Consider the following 20,125-nt stretch of genomic DNA (forward strand, 5'->3'; position numbering starts at 1 on the left):
GCTCGCAGCCTGGCCCAGGCCGCGCAGGGCCGCGCAGGCGGCGAAGGACGCTGAGCTTCTCGAGCTCGCCTCCGCATGTCACGCCCAGAGCCTGCGGCAGATGCGCTGGACCAACACCATGATCAAGAATCTGTCCCCACAGATCCTGACGAGTCTGTGAATGGCCGGCGGAGAGCCGGGGCCCGGTCCGGTTTCCCGGTCACGCCCCGGCCGTTTCAGACTCGAGCAGGGTGAGCAGGGAGGTGCGGTGCACCCCGCCGACTGGTGCGAGGAGGTCCGGGTGGCGCAGCAGGGGCGCAGCGTCGTGATCGCGTGGGGTGGGGATGGCCAACCGACGGACATCCCCCGCGAAGTCGGCGCCGTGTTCGGTCGCTGAAAGGGCGGCTTCCGCTCTGGTAGCGAGGTCGGCATCGGCGAGCAGGTTCGCCGCCCAGCTGACGACGGTCTCGTCGACCCAGGTGCGCCAGGCTTCTTGCGTCTCTGCGATCCGGTGTTGGTCGGCCCCGGTGAGTGCGTCCAGCCGTCCAGATCCTCCCGGGCCGAGGATCTTCAGCAATTCGACGTCGAGCGTCGTGGGGTAGCGCAGCGCGGCGGCGACAGTGGTCGCCTGTCGCGCCTGGGCTTCGGCCAGGGCGTAGTTCATGGCGCCGGCTGCTGCCGGGAAGGCGTTCAGCAGCCAACGGGTGGCGGCGGCTATGACTGGCGAGAGATCACTGGGCATGTGAACCGTTCCTTCACGCGCGCCCGGCGTCTGTCCGTGTGTGCGAGCCGGCCGCGCTGTCGCGCATGGCGCGTCAGCGTACGCGGCTGGCCCTGGTCGGCGACAAGGAGCTGCGTCACAGGAGCCGGTTTTGGAGTCTCACCGCCAAGCGATACCTGGGTCAGGACTTGCCACGGCCGGTGACGAAGTCCCGCACGCGGTCTACGAGCCCTGCTCCCGGTGCGAGCAGCTTGTTGGCGGGCGGTGTGTCGAGGGCGGAAGGATGTGGTCTGGTGGGGGCCATGGCCTTGGCCCGGCGGATCTTGTCGCCCAGGTCGTCCAGCGCGTCCGGCGTACATGCCTGGCACAACCGCGGGAACAGCTGACCCTCTTCATCACGGACGTGAGCGTTGACGTCTTTTCTGGTCGGTGGCGCGCGCCACACCGCAGGCACGATGCCGGCCGTCTGGCCCGCTCCCCCGGCGTGCGGCGCAATGTCGCCAGGAGGCCCGACAGCACCGAGGAACGCTCCTACGGCCGCAACGTCGGCGGTCCCGGCTCAGGCGAAGAGGGCTTCGACGGCCTCCAGTTCAAAGCCTTGGTCGACGCAGCCGGCGGAGACGTCGCCGCCGCAGACACACATGGCTCGCCACCGGCCATCTCGATCCTGACGCAGTCATCGTGCACCCGGAGATCCGCGCGTGGAAGCCCCCAGGGTATTGAAGATCGGCGGCCAAGTTCTCAATCACCTACCGCCCAGTCGAGTGAGCGCCGCCGGGTGGACGACTGGCCGATGCCGTTAGCGGGCGCTGGTGCGGGGCACCCATGGGGTGCCCAGGGCTTCTCCGCTTCAGCGGCGTGGCCAGGACCTGTAGGTGAGGAAGAAGGAGTGCTGCCGGATGACGACCGCGCGAGAGATCATGACGGCGGGCGCCGAGTGCATCGGCGCCCAGGAGACGGTGCTCGAGGCCGCGAAGAAGATGACCGAGCTGGGGGTGGGTGCGCTGCCGATCTGCGGCACGGACGAGAGGCTCAAGGGCATGCTCACCGACCGCGACATTGTGGTGAAGGTTCTCGGGGTGGGCAAGGATCCGGCCGAGGTGAAGGCCGGTGACCTCGCCCAGGGCAAGGCGGTCACCATCGGGGCCGATGATGATGCCGAGGAGATCCTGCGCACCATGAGTGAGCACAAGGTCCGGCGTCTGCCCGTCATCGACGGGCACATTCTGGTCGGCATGGTCGCCCAGGCCGACGTCGCCCGTGCCCTACCGGACCCGAAGGTCGGTGATCTCCTCCAGGCGTTGTCCACCGACTGATCGGCCCGTGTGTGCGAGGGGCGGGCGAGGCGCCCCGGTAGTGACGCGGTGCTCGGGACTCCTCTTGCGGATGGAGTCCCTTGCACCGGGATTCGCTCCTGCTACATGTGCGGCTGGCCGTAGTAGCGGCTGAACTGCTCCAGGTAGGTGGGCTCGCCGGCGTGCTTGCCCTCGTCGAATTCGGGAGCGTCTTTGATCTGGTCTTTGGTCCGGTTGACGTAGACGGTTTCTGCGGCCGTGTCGATGCGCTCGATGATCCCGGCGGGCAGCAGTACGTGCTTGCCGAAGATCCACACCCCGGTGTCGACCACGAGGTAGGAGGACCCGACGTCTTCGGAATGCTTGTCGATCTTGCCGATGTGGCCGTCGGTGGCTTCGACCCTGTAACCGATGAGGTCGATCCCCTTCTGGTATCCCGCGGCCGGTTGATAGCCCCAGATGTCTTCGCTCACAGCTGTGCCTCTCGGTGCGTGACAGATAGGAGAATCCGCCGCTCGTCGCCGAACGTACGTCCGCAGCACCGGATCAGCCACTCGGCCATCCCGCCGGGAAGATCTGGTGTGTGGCACGGACGGCGCATCTCGCGTTTCACCAGGTCGGATAGTGTGCCCGCCCTGCCCCACATGTGTGCACGCGACGTGTGGCCCACGGGTTGAACTGAGTCGCCGGGGAACTCGCAGACGTACTTGTTCAGCTCCTCGGCGTACATCCAGGACAGGGCCTCGTTCCCGTCGCACACCTAGGTGAGGCCCTGGCCTCGGGGCTTCATGACGTCACCACCGGTGTGAGAGGGCCCGTGCCGCCCGTCCGGCACGGACCCTCTCCAAAGTTGCGTGCCCCGCCAGGAGTAGATGATGGTTCCCCACTCCGAGGACTTGAGATCGAGTACCCGGGCGAAGCCCATGGCAAAGTCAGACGGACGAAACAAGCAGCTCGCCTGACTGGGTATTTGTCATCGTCGTTGTCAGTCCAGCCTGGGTAAGATCACGTCCGCCATCACCAGCGCCCGCCGAATTCGCTGCAGCTTCGTGAGCGGCGCGCCTCGGCGGCAAATATCTCTGCTCCAGGCCTCTGAGCTGGGGATATGTGAGAGTGCAGCTGATCTCCAAGCAGATGACCGTGTACAGGCCGGCGCGCTGCTGCCCATGCCTGTCACGCCTGCGAGTAGGGCGCCGGAACTGTTGCCAGTGCTGAAAAGGAGATCCGCCGGGGGCGCGGCGTGATCATGCAGAGGCGGGCGGAACCCTGGCCGGTGCGTCCGCGTACTCGCCCGTGACCAGGTAGACCAGGCGGCGGGCCACCGAGACGGCATGGTCGGCGAAACGCTCGTAATACCGGCCGACCAACGCCACGTCCACGGCCGTTTCCACCCCATGCTGCCAACGGTCGTCCATCAGGTGCTGAAAGATCATGCGGTGCAGCTGGTCCATACGGTCGTCGTCCTTCTCCAACTGCAGCGCAGCGTCGACGTCCTGGGTGGTGAGTACCTCGGCGGCCTGTGCCATCAGACGCTGCGCAAGCTGGCCCATCTCCAAAATGGTGCGACGCAGATCGTGTGGCACCGCACCTTCGGGATGGCGAAGCCGAGCCAGCTTGGCCACGTGCAGAGCCAGATCACCACAGCGCTCCAGATCCGCGCTCATACGCAGCGAGGTGACCAGGATGCGCAGATCCGTGGCGACCGGCTGCTGCCGCGCCAGCAACGTGATCGACCGGTGCTCGAGATCCCGCTGCAGAGCATCGACCTTGACATCGGCCGAGATCACACTCTCCGCGAGCTGCAGATCCACATCCAGCAGAGCGCTGGTGGCCCGGCCCATGGCAGAACCGGCCAGGTGTGCCATTTCCACCAGGCCGTCTCTGATCGACGCCAGCTCCTCGTGATAAGCCGCCCGCATACGTCCTCACCTTCCAGTCCCGCCTCAGCCAGTCTCCACCGGATGCCAGACGCGCACACTTCGCGCAGCCTTCACGGCCTTCCAACCCCGGCAGACTGCTGCCCAAGTGGCGTCAAAACCCCTCGATGTTGATCTAGCGAACGCCCTCAGAACGCCTCCCGGAGAAACAGGAAGAAACAGAGAAGCGCGTACGGCTCCGGCTGGGCGATGCCATCACTACGGGCGGGTCGCCGAGACCCTTCACATCTCGGTTTGCTGCCGTGAGGCCGTGGAGTCCGGACCTCGGCGGGCGGTCGAGTCCGGCGTCGATGAGCCGCCGCCTCACCCGTCGGACCGCCCACCGGAGCACGCGGCCGACGGTGACACCGCCCCCCACTCGCGCCGATGCCCGCCGGGTCGACCCGGCGCCGCGGATGGGAGTCCATGATCTGGCAATCCACATCACGCGTCAGCGCCATGTTCTCCGGTCCTGACGCTGCTCCGGCGACCGGGGACACGACTATCCGTGTCATTGCTCCTGATGACAGCCGCCAGGCATGTGGCCAGGAACGCGTCACCGGACTCCCGCGATCGAGGCCGGGCGCCGCCGAAGGAGGCATTCTTCCGGCAGCCGAATGCTCATGTATCGGCCTCCGTCGTCCGTTCGCTGGTCTGGGTTGACAGAAGTGCCGATACGGCTTCGCCGTGCAGTGAATCGAGGACTTCGGACTGCTGCCGCGCTCCGTCCAAGAGTTCCTGGATTCGTACAGTGTCTAGACGCTGGTCCCATGCTGCTGAGGCGAGGAGAGTGCGCCATAGGAGCACCTTGCCCTCGACCCCGACCCGCAGGGCCTCCACCTCGACGAGCATGCTGAGTGGGGAGCGGCGGACCACACGGCCATTGGGCTTCAGTCGCCCCAGCCTCTCGCTCAGCCACGCCGCACAGATCTTGTAGCGACGCACTGCAATGTCGAGGGAGGCCATGAGCTCCAGCAAAGCCCGCCGATCCCGCGAGATCTCCGCAGCGAGGGTTTCCAGATCGCCGCGATAGGCGGAACGGCCGTGCTCCTGCACCATGCGCCGGGCGAGCTCGACGCCGGCGGTGGCACCGGCCAAGTGATCATTGAGGTAGATCGCGACTATGCGCGACGCCGGGGCGGGACCGCTCATGATCGACCTCCTAGTCGGGCTCTGGGGTGAAGTTCGTGTTCGTTGCGAGTGCCCAGCTCGCCCCATCCGAACCTCAGCACGACGGTGGCCTCATATGGACTTGTGGCATGGGTGCACGGTCGCGGATGCCAGTTGCCGCGGTGGTGACCGCCCGCTCGAGAGCGCGCAGCGGGCCTACCCTGTATTCATCGCTGAGTCAGCAGGGGCATTCTGCAGGGGAGTGGGCTACTCATCGGCATTCCGACAGGCCGGGGAACCTACGAAAAGGTGTGCGTGTGAGCTCGGTCCAGGCAGGACACTTGGTACGTCGGTGGGCCGCGAAGGTGCAGCAAGAGCCACGCTGCTCACCAGCTTGAACAGGCCCTGTGCTCGGGCGACAAGCAGAGGATTCACCGTATGCCCCCGGCGGTCAGCCACCCCGTGGCTGCCTCACACTGGATACGGGCTCAGTCAGCCTGCCAGGAGTTGCGGATTTCAGTGCGTCCTTCGTCCGGTCGACAATGGATGCGAAAGGCCCCACAGCCCATTGCGCCGCTGGGGATCCAGCTGCAGCCGGGTGGGGGTGGGTGGGCGCAATCTTCTCGAGAGTCCGCAGCCTCCCGCCCATGTCCGCCCGCTTGTCCTCGGGCACTCTCGGAGCTCGGCGGGAAATTCCTCCTTCTCCTCGTGTTCCGCGTGGTCGCTGACAGACTTCTCGAACTCGGCGAGCATGGCGTCAAATTCCGCAGTGGAAGTGTCCACCTTCTCCGCTTTGTTGTTCCGGCGGGTCGAGGCTGCTGCTCCCGAAGGAGCCCCCGGTTGTCGGCGCCATAGTGCTGCGGAGCGCTGCTGGTTGAGCCGCGCGCAACGCGGAAGCCGGGCGCGCACTCGCCGCAGGGGCCGACGTGCTGATCTTCCTCGATGTGGACTGCGTGCCCGGAGCCACCACCGTGGCACGCTATGCATCGGCCGCGCGCGACGGCGTTTTGCTGTGCGGAACCGTCAGCTACCTCCCCCCATCGCCTCCCGATGGCTACCGGCGGAATCTGCCCGCCATGGTCAGGCCACATCCAGCCTGCCCCGATCCCGTGCCGGGCCAGGAACTGGTCGCCGACAACCCCGACCTCTTCTGGTCACTCTCGTTCGCCGTGACAGGCAGGACGTGGGAGCGGATCGGAGGATTCTGCGAGGAGCGCATCGGCTACGGTGGCGAGGACACCGACTTCGTGCGCCTTGCGACCCGAGCCGGGGCGCACGTGCGGTGGCTCGGCGCTGCTCCCGCCTACCACCGGCATTCTGCGCAACGGCCCCCTGTACCGGCGGCCGTGGAACGTCTGGCCGATGCAGGGATGGCTACAGGAGTTCGCCCGGCGTGGCCTCGTCCGTCACGACGGGGCGACCGACACGTGGGTCAAGGCGGACTCGCCCCGTATGAGTGACAAATGATGCGGCTGACTCCGTGACAGGCATCCAGTGCTCCAGGACCTGGGCCGCGGAAGGGCACCGTTGAGCTATTACGAGCACAGGTCTGAGGACCCGCCCGTAGGTGATGGGGGTCTTTGAAAATTCCAAGGGCCCATCATGGGAGTGCTGCAAGGATCGGGATACCAGGACGCGCGTCGATGCCACGCGGACCAGGACGACCCAGCGCGGCGGACGCCCGAACCCGAGCTGGGGTCCCACCCGCGACGGCGTGTTGCACCGCGTGCCCTTCTATCTCCCTCCTCAGGATCGGGCAGGGGTCGCGCAGACCCGGCACAGTGAGCGGGAGTGGGATCGCGGCAGCAAGGCCTGGGTGGTTCGTGATCAGGAGCTGCTCTTCGACGAGCTCGGATGGGCGGTCTGTCACCTCAACCGGTTCACCGGAGGAGGTGGTCGAAGACCCTCCATAGCTATCGACGGCTCGAGGCCGGGGACTGTCGGGCAGCCGCGGCTACTGGCCGCTTCTCTCCAAGGCAGGCCGACGCGTCGGCAGGGGGGCAGCGTCAGCCACACTGCCCCGAGTGCCCCGTACCGTCCGTGTACCCGCCTTGGTGGGTTGCTCTCAGCGCCCGAGGGCTTGGCGCAGCTCCTGCTTGTTCATCGAGGAGCGTCCTTCGACGTTCTTCTTCTTTGCCTCCTCGTACAGCTGGTCCTTTGTGGGGCCCTGCGCGCCGCTGTGGGAACGCTCGCCGCCACGCTGCGAAGCAGACTTCCTGTCCCGGGTGGAGGTCTTGCTGGCGCTCTCCGACTCGCCGGAGCGCGCGCGCTCCTTGTTGACGGTCCGTGCAGCGATCTCCTTCGCCCGCCCGGTGGAGGCACCGCGCTTCTCGGCGCCTTCCTTGATGTGTTCGTACTGGCGCTCCCGCTTCGGGCTGGAACCTGCAGGCATGACACCCTCCTTGAATCAACTTCCTTCGCAGGCCGAGTGCGCTCGGCCGCACTCATCACCTGCCCACAACCGTGCTTTCTATCGGGGCCACAGCCCCCATTCCACGGCTTGAAACCCGATGCACGCGCAGCGGGTGAACCAACCGGGTGACGGGCTCCGCAACGACCGCGCCCGCTGGTGGAGTGCCGGTGGCGGCACCGGCTGAGCATCCGGCATCCTGCACACTCCATTCGTTCCTGGCCTGTCCGGACCCGACTCCCACATGCTCGTAGGGCGGACGGGACAAGGCGCTCGCACCGCTGGATGAGGTCGCTCTGTCTTTCTCGAGGCCCATACAAATCACGTTGGTGGGTTCTGTTAGGTGATCTGCGTTGTGGGAACACGTGCCCCGTCACCGCCGCCAGCGTTCGTGGGGGAGTTTCCCTGCAGGCTGGCACGATCCGGAGGAGAGGGAGCGATCCATGACGACGGCACGAGAGATCATGACGGGCGGCGCTGAATGCATTGGCGCGGAAGAGAGCGTCCTGGAAGCGGCACGCAAGATGAAGCAGCTCGGCGTCGGTGCGCTGCCCATCTGCGGCACCGACAACAGGCTCAAGGGCATGCTGACCGACCGCGACATCGTGGTGAAGGTCCTCGGCGCCGGCAAGGACTCCTCAACGGTCAAGGCCGGTGAGCTCGCCCAGGGCGAGGCAGTGACGATCGGCGCCGACGACGACGCCGACGAGATCCTGCGCACCATGACCCGGCACAAGGTCCGCCGCCTGCCGGTCATCGACGGCCACGAACTGGTCGGCATGGTCGCCCAGGCCGACGTCGCCCGCGCCCTGCCAGATGCCAAGGTCGGTGACCTGCTGGAGGCCCTTTCCAGCGACTGACTCACATCCCCCACTCTGCAGGGCTCCGGTGCCGCCTCCCCGCGACCGGGGCCCTTTCCCTTTCAGCGCCGCTGGCCCTACCGCTCCAAGGGCGCCCCTGATGAAAGGCATTCCTGAGACGTGGGCTGGCGTCAACGACCCTGGTCTACAGCGTCGGCCGCGGCTGGAACCCTCGAGCCGGGCTTGTCACCATCGACGGGGTGGTAGCCGCTCCGAGCGATTCGACTGACGACATGCCCTGCGCCGACGTCGGCGGGTTCGTCGCCTGTCTGCATCGATGCGCGCCGTTCCCCTAGCTGGCACCGCACCTTTACGCAGGTGGTGCGCAGCCTCCATCCGTTCCGCGGCTCGCCTGCGCAAGCACCGCACGCGGGCGCATCGGTGGTCTCACGGTGCGCAACGTCGCATCAACTCGGCGGCATGGAGTGGGGCGCCTCGGGTAACCGGAGGAGCACCAAGGCGCCCTTGTGCCTTGTGTGGTGAAAGGAGAGGCCGTGCTGATGGCTCACCCCGCAGTATTGGGGAATCTGATCGAACAGTACAAGGCACTGCGCATCTTGCATGCCGAGCAGGGTTCCTCCGAAGTGCGGCAGCGGATGGACGATGTCGTCTACACCCTGTGTGTCTCCACCGGGACCCGTGATATCGACGCCGCCCTGGTCGCCGCCCGCCACCAGCTGCCGGGTGCCCGGCCTGAAGACGATTCATTGCTGACCCCCTGAAGAGACCGGCCTGGCCACCCGCAGGCGGACGCCGTCTCGAGCACGGACCACCTCCGGGTTGTCGCCGGGCCTTGTTCATCGAAGAGCGGCCCTGGAGGTTGTGCTTCTGAGCCTCCGCGTACAGCTTCATGGGCACGTGGTCGGTTGCCATCATGAACGGGTCAGGCTCCCACCGCGTCCAGAGCCTCGCCCAATGATGACGCGCACAGCACGCCTCCGTCACACCCGGCTGTCTCCGGCACATGCCGGACCGGTTTGGAGGGGGCAGCGCCGTTTCTCATCCAGCCCGTCCCGCGTTGTGGTAAGGGGCTGCATTCGGGGAACCCGGCCAAGAGATTCGGAGGGCCAGAAGGGGAATCGGAAAGCTTCGAAGAGCACGGGAGGCAGCAGTGAGTAACCGCATGGATCGGATAGCCGAGCCTTGGGGCAGCCGCACCCCTTACGGTCCCGACGAGCTCTGGCCGGTACGCGTCGACTCGTTCTTGTCCCGGGGCACATCGGCGGAGCAGGTGGAGCGGTGGGTGCCTTCGGCTTCGGTTCTGCATTCCAACGGCGACGCCCTGGACATCGCGGTACGGGAAGGCCGTATCGTCGGCGTCCGTGGTCGCCCCGGCGACAGAGTCAACCGGGGCCGGCTCGGCCCGACGGATCTGTTCGGCTGGCAGGCCAATGCGTCCCCCGACCGGCTCTCCCGTCCTCTTGTCCGGGACAATAGGGAGCTGGTGGAAAGCGACTGGGACACCGCCATGGACCGAGTCGTGCGGCGTACGCAGGAGCTTCTGGGGTCCCGGGGGCCGTCGGCTATCGGCTTCTACACGACTGGACAGCTCTTCCTGGAGGAGTACTACACCCTGGCACTCGTGGCCCGTGGCGGGCTCGGCACCAACCACCTGGACGGAAACACGCGACTGTGCACCGCCACAGCGGCAGCCGCCCTCAAGGAATCCTTTGGTTGCGACGGACAGCCCGGTTCGTACACGGACGTTGACCATGCCGATGTCATCGCGCTGTTCGGGCACAACGCGGCCGAGGCGCAGACAGTGCTGTGGAGCCGCATTCTCGACCGGCGCGCAGGAGCTGACCCTCCCGCACTGATCTGCGTGGACCCCCGCCCCACCCCGGTGGCGAAGGCGGCCGACGTCCACCTGGCCCCGCTGCCGGGTACGAACGTCGCCCTCATGAACAGCCTGCTTCACGAGATCATCGCCGCCGACCGAATCGACCACGAATTCTGCGATCGCTGTACGGTCGGCTTCGACGCACTCGCCGAGCTCGTCCGCGATTACCCACCAGAGCGAGCAGCCGCCCTCTGCGACGTCCCCGCTGCCAAGATCCGGGACGCCGCCATCCTGCTCGGCGGAGCCCGGCGGCTGCTTTCCACGGTACTGCAGGGTTTCTACCAGTCCCACCAGGCCACCGCCGCCGCTGTGCAAGTCAACAACCTTCATCTGATCCGCGGCATGCTCGGACGACCCGGCTGCGGCGTTCTGCAGATGAACGGCCAGCCCACCGCGGAAAACACACGCGAATGCGGAGCCGACGGCGACCTTCCGGGCTTCCGCAATTGGGCGAACGAGGCCCACGTGCGTGAACTTGCCCGCGTCTGGAACGTCGAGCCCGAGCAGATACCCCACTATGGCCCGCCGACCCACGCCATGCAGATGATGCGGTACGTCGAACAGGGCTCCATCAGGTTTCTCTGGGTGTCAGGGACCAACCCCGCCGTATCCCTGCCCGAACTCAGCCGTATCCGCAATCTGCTGAGTGACGACGGCCTGTTCCTCGTGGTCCAGGACCTCTTCCTCACTGAGACCGCGAAGCTGGCGGACGTCGTGCTGCCTGCCGCCGGCTGGGGGGAGAAGACCGGTACCTTCACCAACGCGGACCGCACGGTGCACCTCTCCGAGAAAGCCGTTGCCCCACCTGGCAGGGCGCGCTCAGACCTGGACATCTTTCTCGACTACGCGGACCGCCTGGGTCTCAGGGACAAAGACGGTGCGCCATTGGTCAAATGGCGTGACGCCGAAGGCTGCTTCGAGGCATGGAAGGAGTGCAGCCGGGGGCGGCCATGCGACTACACGGGCCTGACCTATGAGTTGCTGCGTGAACGCGGTGGAATCCAGTGGCCGTGCAACGCGGAGAACCCCGGTGGCGTCGAACGTCTCTACGTACAAGGTCAGTTCTACAGTCATCCCGAATACTGCGAGAGCTACGGCCGCGACCTGATCACTGGCGCACCAGCGGAAGAGACTCAGTACCGTGCTCTCAATCCGCACGGCAAAGCGGTGATCAAGGCCGCCAGCTATCTTCCGCCGCACGAGCAGCCCGACGCGGACCACCCCCTGTACTTGATCACCGGTCGCACCCTCTACCACTTCCATACACGCACCAAGACCGGTCGCGTCCCGCAACTCCAGCGCGCGGCACCGGATGTATGGGTTGAGATATCGCCGACGGATGCCGCGGCACACGACGTGGGCGAGGGCGACCTCCTCGAAGTCGCCACGCCCCGCGGAAGCGTGCACGCCCGGGCGCGGATCACGGCTATCCGGCCAGGAGTGGTGTTCCTGCCGTTCCACTACGGCTACTGGGACCGGAAAGAAGGCGGCACGGCCGATCGCGCCGCAAACGAACTCAGCCTCACCGACTGGGATCCGGCCTCCAAGCAGCCACTGTTCAAAACGGCCAAGGCACGCATCCGGCTGCTCGAGCACCGGGAAGGGCCCTCGCCTGCCCCGACCACGGCTGCAGCGGCCCCGGTCGCCACGGACGTGGCGCCGACCCGCGGCGACTTGGCCCCGCAGGCATACGAGAGCAAGGAAGATCCCCGATGAAGCTCAGCCTGGTCCTGCGCGACCTCCACCACCACGAGAACCAGCTCGCGCAGCACCTCCTGGCTTTGGCACAGCGCCACCGGGCCGACCACGAGATCCACCACGTCGGCCGCGACCTTGCACAATGGTGCTGCGCCCACGTCGGAGCACTGGCCGAGGCCGGTGACCGCTACGGCCTCGACCTCGACCCCGAGCCACAGAGTGACTTCTCCATGGTCGGGCGCCTCCAGGACGAGGACGGCCGAAGCGCTGCTCGGCCGAACGAGGCCGAGCTTCAGCTGCTGCACGACCTGAGGCACCTCTGTACGGACGCCACGGGCGTACGGCTGGACTGGGAGACGGTGTCCCAGGCCGCGCAGGCCGCCAGGGACGCCGCGTTGTTGGGACTTGCACAGCGGTGCCAGCAGGAAACCGAACGCCTCATCCAATGGGCCGACGGCAAACTGAAGGAATCGAGTCCGCAGATCCTTACAACGTGATGTGCGAACTTGGGGACTCGCTGAGCGGGAACCGCGCAGTGCGCTGGTCGCAAGTGGTGGCTGCCATTTGGTCGCCGAGGGTGTGGACGCCCTGTTCATGGACTGCCAGCGGTTCTTCTGCAGCCGTGTACGGCAGCTCACCGGGAATGTCGAAGTACCAGAGAGGCGTCGGTCGGGGCAATCAGCCCTTTGGTGTGGCGCCACGGCGTACCCAGGTGCGACAGCACTCTGTCCCTGTTGGCCAGCGGTTCCTGTCAACAGGAGGCACGCGTTTTGCGGCGCCTCGCACGCCGGCGCAGGAGATCAGGTGGCACACCCCCGAAGACAGACTCCGCTTCCATGCTTGAGATGCGGCGGAGCTCCGACCTCTGCCTCGGAAGGCGAAGGCCGACGCCTCCCAACTCCCTGCCTGATCGGGACGCCCCCGCATCATGTCTGCACCGTGCGCGCTCTCGAATTTGCCGACGAGGCTACTGTTCGCCGTATCGCCTCAGGTCCTGCGGCGATCCGTAGCGCCACTCGATAACGCCGGGGACGTGGGTGGATTCGTGGACGTCTGCCCGTGTCCGGGCGCGGGGGCGGCGGGCTGTCCGGACACGGATACCTGGGCGGGGCGCAGGAGTTGGTCGCCGACGCGGTAACCGCGCCGTAGTACCGCAGTGCAGATGGGCTCAATGGCATTCTTTACTTGGATGTAGGTGAGCGCTTCGTGGACCAGCGGGTTGAATGGCTCGCCCGGTTTGCCGACCGGCTGCAGGCCCAGTGCCGCCAGGTGACTTTCGAGCATGTCGACGATGGCCGTCTGACCGCCGGACACCTCGCCGTGTTCCCGTGCCTGTTCGATGGCGTCGAGGACCGGCAGCAGGCCGGTGAGTACGTTGGCCACGGCTATCTCACGTACCGCCAGGCGATCCCGCTGGATCCGCTTGCGGTAGTTGTCGTATTCGGCCTTGATCCGTTGCAGGTCCGCGGTCAGCTCAGCGACTCTGTCCCGCGACTGCTGGACCTGAGCAGGGGGAGCGCCGGCGCCGCAGTGCACTGCGGGGTTGGCCTCAGGACTGTTCTGCTCAGCCGGGCTGGATTGCGTCTCCTCTTCGGAGCCGCGCCGCAGCTGGAGGGTGACCGGGTCGATCCTGCGTCGGTCGTGGACGATCAGCCACGGGCGCTCCCCCTGGTTGCCTGGGGGCGGCTTCCTTGACATGGCTTATCCGGCCCCTCCCTTCGGCTCGTCGTCGACGATCTCCGCGTCGACGACATCTTCCTCAGCCTTGGCCTGCTCGCCGGCCGGGGCGTCGGCTCCGGCAGCGGCGGCACCGTCGGGCGCGGCCTGGGCGTACATGGCCTGGCCGAGCTTCTGGCTGACCGCGGCGAGCTTCTCGGTCGCCGTGCGGATCTCGGCCGTGTCCTCGCCCTTGAGCTTCTCCTTCAGCTCGCCGACGGCGATCTCGACCTCGGTCTTCACCTCGCCCGGGACCTTGTCCTCGTTGTCCTTGAGGAACTTCTCCGTCTGGTAGACGAGCTGCTCGCCCTGGTTGCGGGTCTCGGCGGCCTCGCGGCGCCGACGGTCGTCCTCGGCATGTTGTTCGGCTTCGCGGACCATCCGATCGATGTCGTTCTTCGGGAGCGAGGAGCCGCCGGTGACGGTCATCTTCTGCTCCTTGCCCGTGCCCAGGTCCTTCGCCGTCACGTGCATGATGCCGTTGGCGTCGATGTCGAAGGCGACCTCGATCTGCGGGACCCCGCGGGGGGCCGGCGGCAGACCGGTCAGCTCGAACATCCCGAGCTTCTTGTTGTACGCCGCGATCTCACGCTCGCCCTGGTAGACCTGGATCTGCACGGACGGCTGGTTGTCCTCGGCCGTCGTGAAGATCTCGGAACGCTTGGTCGGGATCGTGGTGTTGCGCTCGATGAGCTTGGTCATGATGCCGCCCTTGGTCTCGATACCGAGGGACAGCGGGGTCACGTCGAGGAGCAGGACGTCCTTGACCTCACCCTTGAGGACACCGGCCTGGAGGGCGGCGCCGATGGCGACGACCTCGTCGGGGTTCACACCTTTGTGCGGGTCCTTGCCGGTCAGCCCCTTGACCAGTTCGGTCACCGCTGGCATCCGCGTCGAGCCACCGACCATGATCACATGATCGATGTCCGACACCTTGATCCCGGCGTCCTTGATCGCGTTGTGGAACGGGGCCTTGCAGCGCTCCAGCAGGTCGGTCGTCAGCTGCTCGAACTGAGCCCGGGTGAGCTTCTCGTCCAGGTGCAGCGGGCCCTCGGCGGAGGCTGTGATGTACGGGAGGTTGATCGTCGTCTCGGTGGACGAGGACAGCTCGATCTTGGCTCGCTCGGCTGCCTCCCGCAGCCGCTGGGTGGCCATCTTGTCCTTGGACAGGTCCACGCCGTACCCGTTCTTGAACTGCTTGACCAAGTGGTCGACGACCCGCTGGTCCCAGTCGTCGCCACCCAGGTGTGTGTCGCCATTCGTGGCCTTGACCTCCACGACGCCCTCGCCGATCTCCAGCAGCGAGACGTCGAAGGTGCCGCCACCGAGGTCGAAGACGAGGATGGTCTGGTCATTTTCCTTGTCCAGGCCGTACGCGAGTGCCGCGGCCGTCGGCTCGTTGACGATACGCAGGACTTTGAGGCCCGCGATCTCCCCGGCTTCTTTGGTCGCGGTGCGCTGGGAGTCGTTGAAGTACGCCGGGACGGTGATCACCGCGTCGGTGACCTTCTCGCCCAGGTACGCTTCGGCGTCGCGCTTGAGCTTCTGCAGCACCCGCGCAGAGATCTCCTGCGCGGTGTACTGCTTGCCGTTGACGCTGCCGGAGTCAGGGAAGCGCCACTGCGTCTCGCCCATGTGCCGCTTGACCGATCGCGCTGTGAGCTCCACGTTCGTCACGGCCTGGCGCTTGGCGACCTCGCCGACCAGCACCTCCCCGTGCTTGGCGAAGGCCACCACCGACGGGGTGGTCCGTGCGCCCTCGGTGTTGGTGATGACCGTCGGCTCGCCGCCCTCCAGCACGGAGACCACTGAGTTGGTCGTCCCTAGATCAATACCCACTGCCCGTGCCATCACCGAACTCCCTCCAGGAAGTAACCAGCGCTTTTGGACGCACGTGCTGATGCTTCTTGCATAAAACTTGAGGATCACGCTGTCAAATATTGGTTGTCTCAGCGGCAAAGTGTGTGGTCCGGTTTTACGGCCTGGCTGCACCCGCTGGCTCAGTCATCGGATGCGATCTTGCGCGGGAAGGTTCAGCGGCCCACCGGCAGCGTTCCGAGCTGGCGTGATCCGGTTGGGTCATGCTCGCCCACGCATTGTGCCCGCATACTGGTCGACGCGGTGCTCAGCCCGCCCGCGCCGGTAGCGTCCCAGTGCGGGGTGATCACTGGGGGTAGGGCATGGAGCTGGAAGCCGTAGCGCTGGCGGGCACACACGTGCGACTGGAACCACTCGCACACGGGCACCACGATGGCCTGTGCGAGGCTGTCCGTGACGGCAAGTTGTGGAAGCTGCAGGTGACGCTCGTTCCCCATCCCCGCGACGTGGGTGCATTCATCGACGACGCGCTCGCCGCTCATGCCGTCGGCAGCCAGCTTGCGTTCGCGACCATCGACCTGGCCACGGGGCGCATCGCCGGATCGACCCGGTTCATGGCGGTCAACCTTCCGAATCGCAGGCTGGAGATTGGCTTCACCTTCCTCGGCCGGTCCTGGCAGCGTACGGCCGTCAACACCGAGGCCAAGCTGCTGATGCTCACCCATGCGTTCGAGACGCTTGGGATGAACCGCGTCGAGTTTCTCACCGACGTCCGAAACAGCACCTCGCGGGCCGCGATCACCCGCCTCGGCGCCACCCATGAGGGGGTCCTGCGCCAGCACATGGTCATGCGCGACGGTTGGATCCGTGACTCCGCGCTCTACAGCATCACCGGCCCTGACTGGCCCGACACGAAGAACTCCCTCATGGCCCGCCTCGAGCACCATCCGTCCGCTTCCTGATCATTCAGAATGCCTTCCGGAGTCGTCGGAGGCAGATGATCGAGCAGGCGAGTTCGAGAAGGCTCTGGTGAAGGTCGGCCCGGCGTTCGTAGCGGATGCGGAGTCGTTTGAACTGGTGGAGCCGGGCGGAGGTCCGCTCGACCACCCAGCGGGTGTGGCCGAGACCGAAGCCGTGGGCAACGCCGCGGCGGGCGATGAGGGGCTTGATGCCGCGTTTCCACAGCAGGCGGCGGTACTTGTCGTAGTCGTAGCCCCGGTCGGCGAGGAGCCGCTTGGGCGGTTGCGCGGGCGCCCGCGCAGGCCCCGGATGCGGGGTATCGCCTCCAGCAGCGGGATCAACTGTGTGACGTCGTGACGGTTCCCGCCGGTCAGCGAGACGGCCAACGGCGTGCCGTGGCGGTCGACGATCACATGGTGCTTGGATCCGGGGCGGCCGCGGTCGACCGGCGAGGGACCGACGTGAGCCCCCCCTTCAGTGTCCTGACGTGGGAGCCATCGATCGCCGCATCGTCCATGTCCAGCGCGGACTTGACCCGCAGCTCGGTCAGCAGCGCCTCGTGCAGGCAGGGCCAGACCCCGGCCTCGGTCCAGTCCCGCAGCCGGCGCCAGCTGGTGACTCCGGAGCAGCCCACGACCTGGGCTGGGACATCGCGCCAGGCAACGCCCTTGCGCAGCACGTAGACGATGCCTGCCAGCGCGACCCGATCCGGCACCCGGAATCTGCAGGCATAGCGGTGCCGTCGCATTGGGTGCGCAGGGAGCAACGGGGCTATGCGCTCCCACGGGTCATCAGGAACAAGATCAGCAGACACCCCGCAGACCCTGCCCAGACGCCCGTCAATCGCCAGCCGACACACCGATCTCACTTTGAAACGGTCAGTTGGCCCCGCCGTAGACAGACAGGGCTCTGCGCCAGAAGCGGCCGGTGGAGCACTCACGAGAACGACCGGCATACGGGCCGAAGGATCCGCCACACGTTGAACCACCGACGGCGCCGGGGCCGCCGTCGAAGGCGACGCGGTGCCGGTCGTACCGGAGCAGCAGGCCGGGGCGAAGCGGGGCGAGTTCATCGCTCCGACGCCGAGGAGCGTGAGGCGCACCGGGCTCGCGGGCGTCCTGGGTTCATGGGCTGTCCGGCTGGCACCGGGGGCACCACACAGTGCCGCGCCCGCCGATCCGCGTGCGGCTAAGCGGCCCGTCGCAACGCGGGCAGGTCGGGTCGGCGTCGTCGCGGCGGCCGGTGAGCCAGGATTTCCGGGTGGGTACGCGGCCGGCGCGCACCGATGAGCGCAGGGTGCGGCGCATCTCGGTGTGCAGCCGGTGGCGCTCGTCGTCGGTCAGCCGGTCGGCTCGGCGTGCCGGATGCAGGCGGGCGCGCCACAGGATCTCGTCGGCGAGCAGATTACCGAGCCCGGCGAGCACCGCTTGATTGGTCAGGGCCGACTTGATGCGGCTGCGCCGCCGGGACAACAGCTCGTCGAACTCGGGCCGTTTCACCGACATCGCGTCAACGCCCTGGTCGTCCAGGATGCGCGCCACGTCGGCGTCGTCGGCAAGCCAGAGGCCTTGCAGCTTGCGCTGGTCGCGGTAGCGCAGCTGGTCCCGACCGACGGTGAACACGACGCGGTCGTGCGGATCGGGCGGGTCCGCCTCGCGGCGGCAGACCAGTTCTCCAGTCATGCCGAAGTGCAGCAACACCGTGGGCCCGTCGGTGCGGGCGAGCAGCCACTTGCCGTGCCGCTCCGGTGCGGTGAACCGGTGGCCTTCCAGATCGCGGCTCAGCCGCGCCGCGCTCACCCCGTGCAGGACGCCCGCGTCATGCACGTATACCCGCTTGATCCGCTTGCCCTGCGCACAGGAGGCGAGGACCTCCCGGAACCCCTCGACATCGGGCAGCTCGGGCATGCCATCACCCGCCGATCTTCGTCACCCTCTGCTGTGGCCGTATGCCCAGGATTGCACCGCGGATGGATCACCACCAGGCGATCCCCAGGCCCGCCCGGCACGCGTCGCCCCTGCGATAACGCCTGTTCCCGGCCTCGCCCGCGTGACCACGATGCCCTCCCACGCCCAGATGCCCGAACGGCCGACGGCCCGGCCTCGCGAGGCAGCATTCGCTGCACGGCCTCCGCGCTGCCCATCGCCTGGGTCACCGCGGATGCCGCCTACGGACAGGAAGGGCGCTTCGGCCGCACGCTGGAGGAAACCGGGATCGGCTACGTCCTGGCGGTGCCCAAGTCCCAGCAGGTCAAGTACCGGCCGGGAGCTGGCGCATCGACCAGCTGCTGACCGGCCGCCCCGGACGAGCCATGGGAACGCCTGTCCTGCGGGAAAGGGGCCAAGGGCCCGGACGTTTACGACTGGGCCGTCGCCCAGCTGCCAGGGCGGGAGTCGCTCAGGGCCGAGCCGCTTCGGAGCAGGTGGTCCTCTTGCGGACTACCTGCTCCTGGTGGAAAACGGGTCTACCCGTCAGAGGCGGGGGATACCCCTTGGGAAGCAGCTGGAGGCCTGGGCTGACCACATGGCAGCCTCGGCGATCTGCGCCTGGGTGAGCCCGACTTCATGGGCGAACCGGTCGGGTCGTCAGTCCGTGGAGAGGGTTCCCAGGAGGTCGCCGACGCGGATTTCCGGCAGGGTCGGCGAGGGCGACGATGCCGACCAGATCGTGGTCGGATGACCGGGAGGCGGCGCACCTCGTGCGAGGCCACGGTGCGCAGGATCTCGCTCGCGTCGTCGTCCGCGCCGATGGTGACCACTTCGCCTGGGCCAGTTCGCCGGCCTTGGTCTGGCCGGGTCCTTGCCGGCACCGAGGACCTTCACCGATGTCGCGGTTGGTCAGCATGTCCTTGAGGCTGTTGTCCGTGCCGCAGATCGGCAGCCCGCCCACGCCAAGCTCGGTCATCGTGCGGGCCGCTTCCAGCACGCTGTCCTCGGCCCCAATACACTCGGTCCCGGGCGTCATGATCTCCCGTGCGGTTGCCATCAGCACCCCCCAATCCGTCGAAGTTGTCGATCGCCGGGGTGGGTCCCGGCCTTGGCCGTCGGGCTGCCCCCAGGGACTCCGTAGGCCCGGCAGCGGCCAGGCGCTACGGCGCCGCGGCAGTCAGCCGCATCCGCTCGCCTCATCCGCGCGCCCCGGGATGGTGACGACAGGCCGCCGACGGAGCAGTAGGGGTGAGCGGGGGATTCCAGACGGATAGGAATCTGGATCGATGTCGATTGCGGAGGGCTGGTGCGTCGTGTGGGTCCGATACTTCGATGGCTGTGCCGCCGAAGCTGCCCGTCGCCGACCGCGTCGTCGTTTCGGTGGCCGACTGTCGGCCAGGGCGGTTCGTTCCGCGACTCTGGCGGTCCTCGTGGGCACGGTCAGCGCATGCGGCGGTCCAGGAGTGCGCGGTGACTCTGCCTCCAGGCAGGTAACGGTGTTCGAGCGCGCGGTACACGGCGGGGACCAAGCCGCAGCGTGTGCACTGCTTGCGCCGGAGACGAGGAGCGAAGTGGAGGACTCCGGGCAGAAGCCGTGTGCCGCGGCCCTGGGTGAGGAACAGCTTCCGGCGGGGGGCGCGGTGCGGGCGGTGGAGGTGTACGGACGGCAGGCCATGGTCACGCTGGAGCGGGACACCCTCTTCCTCTCGCAGTTCCCCGGTGGTTGGCGCGTGGTGGCCGCAGGATGCGTGCCCAACACCGACAAGCCCTACCGCTGCCAGGTCAAGGGAAGCTGATGAGAATTCTGTTCGTGCTCTGTCTGGTCACCGTCCTCGGCGGCCTGGCCTACTTCATCACCCTCGGGCTGCTGCACC

General features: G+C 67.1%; 17 protein-coding genes and 2 pseudogenes. 8 read left to right on the forward strand and 11 right to left on the reverse strand.

What is annotated here, in order from left to right; all coding sequences use genetic code 11:
- Window positions 1-199: 199 nt before the first annotated feature.
- On the reverse strand, window positions 200-721 hold the full coding sequence (locus ACH492_RS06015; RefSeq protein ID WP_398983171.1) for a hypothetical protein: 522 nt from the start codon (window positions 719-721) through the stop codon (window positions 200-202).
- A gap of 160 nt (window positions 722-881) precedes the next feature.
- Window positions 882-1,118, reverse strand: a pseudogene (locus ACH492_RS06020) (hemerythrin domain-containing protein); the annotation flags it as partial.
- A gap of 481 nt (window positions 1,119-1,599) precedes the next feature.
- Between ACH492_RS06020 and ACH492_RS06025 the strand changes: the two are divergent.
- Window positions 1,600-2,016, forward strand: coding sequence for a CBS domain-containing protein (locus tag ACH492_RS06025; RefSeq protein WP_398983173.1), 417 nt, complete (start codon window positions 1,600-1,602; stop codon window positions 2,014-2,016).
- Window positions 2,017-2,117: 101 nt separating this feature from the next.
- On the opposite strand, the gene ACH492_RS06030 is transcribed toward ACH492_RS06025, so the two are convergent.
- The 3 genes from ACH492_RS06030 to ACH492_RS06040 form a co-directional block, all read right to left on the reverse strand.
- A complete protein-coding gene (locus tag ACH492_RS06030) occupies window positions 2,118-2,468 on the reverse strand; it encodes a PRC-barrel domain-containing protein (RefSeq protein WP_398983175.1) in 351 nt (116 codons plus the stop codon).
- 771 nt (window positions 2,469-3,239) lie between these two features.
- Entirely contained in the window at window positions 3,240-3,914 is a 675-nt protein-coding gene (phoU, locus tag ACH492_RS06035; RefSeq protein ID WP_398983177.1) for a phosphate signaling complex protein PhoU, read from the reverse strand.
- Window positions 3,915-4,532: 618 nt separating this feature from the next.
- The gene (locus ACH492_RS06040; protein WP_398983179.1) at window positions 4,533-5,063 is read right to left on the reverse strand and encodes a hypothetical protein; all 531 of its coding nucleotides are present in this window, start codon (window positions 5,061-5,063) and stop codon (window positions 4,533-4,535) included.
- Window positions 5,064-6,097: 1,034 nt separating this feature from the next.
- On the opposite strand from ACH492_RS06040, the gene ACH492_RS06045 reads away from it, so the two are divergent.
- The gene (locus ACH492_RS06045) at window positions 6,098-6,481 is read left to right on the forward strand and encodes a glycosyltransferase family 2 protein (RefSeq protein WP_398983332.1); all 384 of its coding nucleotides are present in this window, start codon (window positions 6,098-6,100) and stop codon (window positions 6,479-6,481) included.
- A 605-nt stretch (window positions 6,482-7,086) separates the two neighbouring features.
- On the opposite strand, the gene ACH492_RS06050 is transcribed toward ACH492_RS06045, so the two are convergent.
- A complete protein-coding gene (locus ACH492_RS06050; RefSeq protein WP_398983181.1) occupies window positions 7,087-7,413 on the reverse strand; it encodes a plasmid stabilization protein in 327 nt (108 codons plus the stop codon).
- Window positions 7,414-7,874: 461 nt separating this feature from the next.
- Here ACH492_RS06050 and ACH492_RS06055 point away from each other — a divergent pair, with 461 nt between their 5' ends.
- The 4 genes from ACH492_RS06055 to ACH492_RS06070 all read left to right on the forward strand — a co-directional run bounded on the left by ACH492_RS06055 (window position 7,875) and on the right by ACH492_RS06070 (window position 12,326).
- Entirely contained in the window at window positions 7,875-8,291 is a 417-nt protein-coding gene (locus ACH492_RS06055; RefSeq protein WP_398983183.1) for a CBS domain-containing protein, read from the forward strand.
- Between the two features lie 494 nt (window positions 8,292-8,785).
- The gene (locus ACH492_RS06060; RefSeq protein ID WP_398983185.1) at window positions 8,786-9,013 is read left to right on the forward strand and encodes a DUF5133 domain-containing protein; all 228 of its coding nucleotides are present in this window, start codon (window positions 8,786-8,788) and stop codon (window positions 9,011-9,013) included.
- Between the two features lie 401 nt (window positions 9,014-9,414).
- Window positions 9,415-11,847, forward strand: a complete 2,433-nt coding sequence (locus ACH492_RS06065) for a molybdopterin oxidoreductase family protein (protein ID WP_398983334.1) — start codon at window positions 9,415-9,417, stop codon at window positions 11,845-11,847.
- Window positions 11,844-12,326 (forward strand): hypothetical protein, encoded by a 483-nt coding sequence (locus ACH492_RS06070; protein ID WP_398983187.1) that lies wholly within the window; start codon window positions 11,844-11,846, stop codon window positions 12,324-12,326. The genes ACH492_RS06065 and ACH492_RS06070 overlap by 4 nt, the downstream gene beginning before the upstream one ends.
- A 490-nt stretch (window positions 12,327-12,816) precedes the next feature.
- Here ACH492_RS06070 and grpE read toward each other — a convergent pair whose 3' ends face one another.
- Window positions 12,817-13,527 (reverse strand): nucleotide exchange factor GrpE, encoded by a 711-nt coding sequence (gene grpE, locus ACH492_RS06075; protein ID WP_398983189.1) that lies wholly within the window; start codon window positions 13,525-13,527, stop codon window positions 12,817-12,819.
- A gap of 3 nt (window positions 13,528-13,530) precedes the next feature.
- The gene (gene dnaK, locus ACH492_RS06080; protein WP_398983191.1) at window positions 13,531-15,396 is read right to left on the reverse strand and encodes a molecular chaperone DnaK; all 1,866 of its coding nucleotides are present in this window, start codon (window positions 15,394-15,396) and stop codon (window positions 13,531-13,533) included.
- A 329-nt stretch (window positions 15,397-15,725) separates the two neighbouring features.
- Between dnaK and ACH492_RS06085 the strand changes: the two genes are divergently transcribed.
- Window positions 15,726-16,325 (forward strand): GNAT family N-acetyltransferase, encoded by a 600-nt coding sequence (locus ACH492_RS06085; protein ID WP_398983193.1) that lies wholly within the window; start codon window positions 15,726-15,728, stop codon window positions 16,323-16,325.
- A gap of 4 nt (window positions 16,326-16,329) precedes the next feature.
- Here ACH492_RS06085 and ACH492_RS06090 read toward each other — a convergent pair.
- The 3 genes and pseudogenes from ACH492_RS06090 to ACH492_RS06100 all read right to left on the reverse strand — a co-directional run bounded on the left by ACH492_RS06090 (window position 16,330) and on the right by ACH492_RS06100 (window position 19,308).
- Window positions 16,330-17,137 (reverse strand): annotated as a pseudogene (locus ACH492_RS06090) (IS5 family transposase).
- A 310-nt stretch (window positions 17,138-17,447) separates the two neighbouring features.
- A complete protein-coding gene (locus ACH492_RS06095) occupies window positions 17,448-18,230 on the reverse strand; it encodes an Fpg/Nei family DNA glycosylase (RefSeq protein WP_398983195.1) in 783 nt (260 codons plus the stop codon).
- Window positions 18,231-18,885: 655 nt separating this feature from the next.
- The gene (locus ACH492_RS06100) at window positions 18,886-19,308 is read right to left on the reverse strand and encodes a CBS domain-containing protein (RefSeq protein ID WP_398983198.1); all 423 of its coding nucleotides are present in this window, start codon (window positions 19,306-19,308) and stop codon (window positions 18,886-18,888) included.
- Window positions 19,309-19,822: 514 nt separating this feature from the next.
- Here ACH492_RS06100 and ACH492_RS06105 point away from each other — a divergent pair.
- The gene (locus tag ACH492_RS06105) at window positions 19,823-20,047 is read left to right on the forward strand and encodes a hypothetical protein (RefSeq protein ID WP_398983200.1); all 225 of its coding nucleotides are present in this window, start codon (window positions 19,823-19,825) and stop codon (window positions 20,045-20,047) included.
- The last annotated feature ends 78 nt before the right edge of the window (window positions 20,048-20,125 follow it).

It is taken from the genome of Streptomyces sp. NPDC019443, from assembly GCF_044389785.1.
GTDB lineage: Bacteria > Actinomycetota > Actinomycetes > Streptomycetales > Streptomycetaceae > Streptomyces.